Genomic DNA, 5,711 nt, shown 5'->3' with positions numbered 1-5,711 from the left:
AACCCTCGGCAGCGGCGCAATGTGGGCGGGTGTCCCGCCCATACAATTGCGACAAGACAAAGCCGTAGACGAGCGAAGCGAGGCGTGTCGTTCGCGTAGCGTCTCGAAGAGAAGACGGAGCGCGAGCCGCTTAACTTGGAGACAACCTCCAAAGCGCGTGTCGCTGACGTACGCAACAGCAGAGGAAGCGATGCAATTAGACTTTTCAGGCATCCTCTCAAGCCTAAAGCCTACCCCCTACATCCTATCCCCTCTACAATTAAACTAGACCTACAAAAAATCAGATGGCACCCCAAACAGGAAAATCGATCGGCGGACAACCAACGATCGTGCGGTTATTTCACTGGATTAATATCATCAGTCTGTTTGGGATGATCTCTAGCGGCTTACAAATTTATAATGCCAATCCCGTATTCGGCGGACGCGATGGCATCCATCTGCCGTGGTTGATTACCCTGGGTGGGTGGCTGGCTGGCGGACGCAATTGGCATTTTGCCCTGATGTGGATTTATGGCTTAAATCTGCTTGCCTATGGCATTTATATCTTCTGGACGAAAAGGTGGCGCGATCGATTTGGGAGCACTCAGGATGTCAAAGCACTCCAAGCTAGTAGCAATCCCAAACGCCGGAGCTATGCTTGGCATCGGATCGTCTATACCAGTATTATTCCAATTTTAATCCTGGCGATCGCTACTGGTTTAGCGATGTATCAACCCGTGCAATTTTATTGGTTGGCTAATTTATTTGGCGATTGGCAAACATTACGCACCGCGCATTTTATGACTGTGCCGCTGGTGTTGTTATTCACTCTAGTTCACTCCACTCTAGCCTTGGGAGTTGGGGATGGTAAAATTGCTACGAGGTTTTTGAAACTCAAACAGGAATAAATAGTTAGGTTTTAGGTGTTGTCACGTCCTACAGCAGTTTAAATATACTATTGCTTAGTGTAGATCCAGGGTACCCTCGTCTCCCCGCTCCGCGCTGTCTTGACTGAAACGCACGCTGAGGGAACCGTCTAGCGACACGTCTCGCTTCACTCGTCTACAGCGCGATTTCAGTCGCTCCCCGCTTCCCGCTCCTATCCCTAAACCACCACGACGATCGATGATTGAAGAAACCGGACGAGTTTCCCGCCGCCAACTCCTGCAATGGGCTGGAGCGGGACTAATGGTAAATCTGGCGGGGACGTTACTTTACGACCCGATCGGGCGGATTTCAATGCCGGTAAATGAGGCATTTGCATCACTATTATTATCGGCCAAACCGACCCCTGAATTTCCGATCGCGGCGATCGAACCCAGCAAATTAATTATCAATAGTTTTCGGGGTACGCCTACGATCGATCGGGCAAACTTTAAATTAGCAATTACTGGTGAAGTCGATCGACCGTTACAACTAAAGATGACCGAAATTCAGCAATTACCATTTACTTCAATGGTAATTCGTCAAGTCTGCGTCGAAGGTTGGGCGGCGATCGTTCAATGGGGTGGCGTAAGATTACCAGATTTATTACGATTAGCCCAGCCGCGATCGACAGCTAAATATGTCTACTTTAAATCCGCTGATGGTTACTATGAAAGTTGGGATCTGGCCTCCGTCGTCCATCCCCAAACTCTACTCGCCTATCAAATGAACGGCAATACTTTACCTGCCGAAAATGGTGCCCCACTTCGACTTGCATCCCCAATCAAACTCGGTTACAAACAAAGTAAATGGGTGACAGAATTGGTAGTTACCGATCGATTGCTCCCAAAACGCGGTTACTGGGAAGATTTAGGATATGAATGGTTTGCAGGTTTGTAATCGGCTAATTATCTTTGCCAAAAGGAGATTCCTCTTTGGTGAAAGTAATTCTGGGTAATTTAGATTGACCGTAGCGAAAATTGCCCTTGCCTCTTCTAGCAACTTCTAAATCTTGGGTGGTTGCAATTAGGATTAACAACCGTTGCCACCACCAATAATAAAAGGGTGGAATTTCAAAATTACTAGTTGCTAATTCCCATAGCTCTAGAGCTTGTTTTTGTGGCGATGGCGAGACATCGGGAATTGCTGGTAGCTTGAATAACGCGATCGCGCGTTCCTTGAGCTGTTGTTGGATATGTGTATTGCCTTGGCGGATGCAGTCAATACACACATCGCCCACGATCTCGCCATGCTGATGCCGCAATAAAACTCGCGTTCTACCACCATAAAATGGATGCTGGCAAGCGACACATCGCAATCGATGAGGGTAGACTTTGAGATTGCGTTCTAGTTGAATTTTCATATTGACTGGTTTTTGTCAACTTGCGATACAAATTTGGTAGATAAGAATTACTGCACTCAGCCGTCAGAATAACTGATGATGTTGCTACAGTTTCAAGATTTTTGCAATTCTCAACGATCGAGGCTAGTTAGCGAATATGTGGAATCGATTCCAAACGTTACTTCGGATTATTCCAGATTTACTTACACCTCGACCTGTGTGGATCGATAGATCTTCAGACGATCGATTGTCAGCGGCGATCGATCGAGCAGTCAGCGATCCCGAGTTTCGTTCGCAGTTATTGGCAAAGGCCCCATCAAGCGTTGGCTAGCATGGAGATTCACCTACCACCCGAACGTGTCGTCACTGTTGCCCTAGAGTACTCCGGGACAAACTTTTGTAGTTTTACCGATAATGACCGAGTCAGAAGTCAAAATTGGGCGATCTGGGCTAGAATCGCCACGTTCGCAACGTGCGACTAGATCGCGAATTATCCTCAAGGCTTGGCAAGACTCAAACTACAAAGCACAGCTACAAAGCAGATCCCAAGACTGCATTGCGATCGGCAGGTTTCCAGATGCCAGAGACCACCGCAGTTACAGTTTTGGAGAACGATGCTCAGCATCTACATCTAGTTATACCCACATTGCACTAGAAATATATCTTTAAATGGATACAATCGCCGATCGAGAATTTAGGAAATGTGGGAACTGGTGAGACTGTCCTCAATGTTTGAGGCTGATGCCATTTTTTAGTGGCAATGGGTTTAAAATTTAGAGTATCGCTCTTAATATATGTAGCAATTTAGCAATGAAGTTAGTCTCCGATCCGCCGATCGAACGCAAGATTGCCAAAATGCACGAACGAATGCGCTGGAACCACCCCCTGTTCGAGCAGATGGGGATCGATCGGACGCAACTAGTGCTAGATGATGGTAGCGATCCAGAGCAGGGGTTTACATTTTGCGTGCTGGGAGACAGCGGTAATGGGCTGCATCGGCGCGATAGTCCTCAGCGTCGCGTCGCAGAGCTAATGATGCAAACGGCACCTTCCGCTCGGTTTATTCTGCACACTGGGGATGTGGTCTATTTAGTCGGATCGAGCGAACAGTATCCAGAGAATTTTATTAAACCCTATCGGGAGTTACTAGTTGGTGGCGATCGCCACCCAGCGCAGATTTCCTATGACTCGATGGTCTTCAATCGCCCATTTTTACCAGTCTTGGGCAATCATGACTATTACGATCTCCCCCTGGCTTACGGCGTCTTGTCCCAGCTATTGCGTCCGCTGCGCCAAGCTTTCCGTTATCAAATCGATCTAGATGTCGGCTGGCATGGCTCTTATCAAGGAGATGCCTATGCCAGAGCCTTCTTGGATTATCTCAAAGATATTCCCGAATCAGCACTCCAGCAGCATTTAGAACGGCATTACACCGCTCAGACTGCTACCGGCAAAGGATTGCATTATCAACCTGGGCAATTTACCCGCATCCCCAACCGCTATTATCGATTTCGCTATGGCGGCATCGACTTTTTTGCCCTCGATTCCAACACCTTTAATGCCCCATTACCGATCGAATCAAACGAGGGTGGAAATCGGCACCGTCAGTCGTTACTTGCAGATCTCGATCGATTGCAAGCAGAACGCGAAGAGCACATGCAGGTCGTCCAAAATGTAGATCCCGACCGAGCGGCACAGCCGACCGCAGAAGCACCAGAATTTCTCGACGAGTTGCTCGGCAAGATCGAACACATCGAAGAATCGATTCGCGATCTGGAAAAGCAACTAGACCCCAATACCGTCCACGAGCAGATCGATTTCGAGCAATTGGAATGGCTGGAGCGAGGATTGGTCGCATCTTGGCAAGACAAAACCGTCCGAGGTCGGATGATTTATTTTCATCATCCCCCCTATGTCACCGAAGCCACCAAATGGCATCAAGGTCAAACCTTGGCAGTCAGACATTATTTACGAGAGGTATTCGATCGGGTAGAGTCACAGGTCAAGCACCTTATCGACAACCGCCCCTTAGTAGATCTCGTCTTGTCGGGTCATGCCCATTGCTTTGAATATCTCGAAACCCTAGCCACTGGTCATGCAGATCGCGGTATCAAGTGGGTTATCTGCGGGGGCAGTGGTTTTAGTCTGCGTCGCCAACGCACTGAGGGGAATATCCTGCAAGAGCGGATTGATGGCAAGTTGCAGGATGTCGCCGTATCGCATCAATTTATTGGGAAGACCGGACAGGGGTCGAATAAACATCATCCCTATTCATTTTTGCAAGTTGATGTCTTACCCGGGCAGACTTTACAATTTAGACTCAAGCCTCAAGTCGCGGAATATCATCAGCTTCACTGGAAATCTTACACGAGCGAGCCAGATGTTCGATCGATCTAAAAATCGGCGACACGATCGACTTAGGCCAGATCGGGAATGACTCGATCGTGTTATCTGCGTAGCATCTCTGATGAATAGTCAGGGCAAATTTTACTATAATAGAGTCCTACTCCGATCTCGAACTCGATAGTGAAGAGATCTCTATCGATATGTAGATAATACTCAGATAAATTCCTCCTCTAGCGATCGTATGACAAGTCCCTTCCTCGCGCGTCTCCACAGTCCCGAACGTCCCGTCATCGTCCTCGATGGAGCAATGGGCACCAATCTCCAAGTCCAAAACCTCACGGCGGCTGACTTTGGGGGTGCTGAGTATGAGGGTTGCAATGAATATCTCGTCCATACCAAACCCGAAGCGGTAGCGAAGGTACACAAGGACTTCTTGGCGGCGGGTGCGGATGTGATCGAAACCGATACCTTTGGTGGTACTTATCAAACGCTGGCGGAATATGGGTTAGAAGACAAGGTTTATTATCTCAACAAGACTGCTGCCGAACTAGCAAAAAAATGTACGGCAGAATTTTCGACCCCGGAGAAACCGAGATTTGTCGCCGGATCGATCGGCCCTGGTACTAAATTACCCTCGATCGGGCACATCAGTTATGAAGAACTAGAGCAAGCATACACCGATCAGGCTACAGGCTTGTATGACGGTGGTGTGGATCTATTCTTGATTGAAACTTGTATGGATGTGCTGCAAATTAAGGCAGCAATCAGTGGACTCGAACGAGTATTTAAGGATAAAGGTGCGCGGTTGCCAATCATGGTTTCGGCGACATTTGAAAATCCCCAGGCGACGATGTTGTCGGGTAGTGATATTGCGACATTATTAACCGCATTACAGCCATTCCCGATCGATATTCTTGGTCTAAATTGTGCGACTGGGCCAGATTTGATGGCTCCCCATATTAAGCATCTCTGCGAACAATCGCCATTTGTGGTTTCTTGCGTGCCCAATGCCGGATTACCTGAAAATATCGGCGGACACGCTCACTACAAATTAACGCCGATCGAACTCAAGTTGGCGATGTACAAGTTCGTCGAAGATTGGGGCGTGCAGGTAATTGGC

General features: G+C 48.1%; 5 protein-coding genes. 4 read left to right on the top strand and 1 reads right to left on the bottom strand.

The window, feature by feature from the left end; all coding sequences use genetic code 11:
* The first annotated feature begins 284 nt into the window (after positions 1-284).
* Together RMO84_RS20210 and RMO84_RS20205 are read left to right on the top strand one after the other, a co-directional pair.
* Positions 285-887, top strand: a complete 603-nt coding sequence (locus RMO84_RS20210) for a cytochrome b/b6 domain-containing protein (RefSeq protein WP_310490234.1) — start codon at positions 285-287, stop codon at positions 885-887.
* A 217-nt stretch (positions 888-1,104) separates the two neighbouring features.
* A complete protein-coding gene (locus tag RMO84_RS20205) occupies positions 1,105-1,803 on the top strand; it encodes a molybdopterin-dependent oxidoreductase (RefSeq protein ID WP_310490233.1) in 699 nt (232 codons plus the stop codon).
* Between the two features lie 4 nt (positions 1,804-1,807).
* Here the strand turns inward: RMO84_RS20205 and RMO84_RS20200 are convergent, their stop codons facing one another.
* On the bottom strand, positions 1,808-2,266 hold the full coding sequence (locus RMO84_RS20200) for a hypothetical protein (protein ID WP_310490232.1): 459 nt from the start codon (positions 2,264-2,266) through the stop codon (positions 1,808-1,810).
* 789 nt (positions 2,267-3,055) lie between these two features.
* Here RMO84_RS20200 and RMO84_RS20195 point away from each other — a divergent pair.
* Together RMO84_RS20195 and RMO84_RS20190 are read left to right on the top strand one after the other, a co-directional pair.
* Positions 3,056-4,642: a metallophosphoesterase gene (locus tag RMO84_RS20195; RefSeq protein WP_310490231.1), complete on the top strand. Its 1,587-nt coding sequence runs from the start codon at positions 3,056-3,058 to the stop codon at positions 4,640-4,642.
* 190 nt (positions 4,643-4,832) lie between these two features.
* Positions 4,833-5,711 (top strand): homocysteine S-methyltransferase family protein (locus RMO84_RS20190; protein ID WP_310490230.1); only part of this gene is annotated, 879 nt, incomplete at its 3' end.

The organism is Chamaesiphon sp. VAR_69_metabat_338 (assembly GCF_031423935.1).
Classification (GTDB): Bacteria; Cyanobacteriota; Cyanobacteriia; order Cyanobacteriales; family Chamaesiphonaceae; genus Chamaesiphon.
This window is presented reverse-complemented; position numbering and strand designations above follow the sequence as displayed.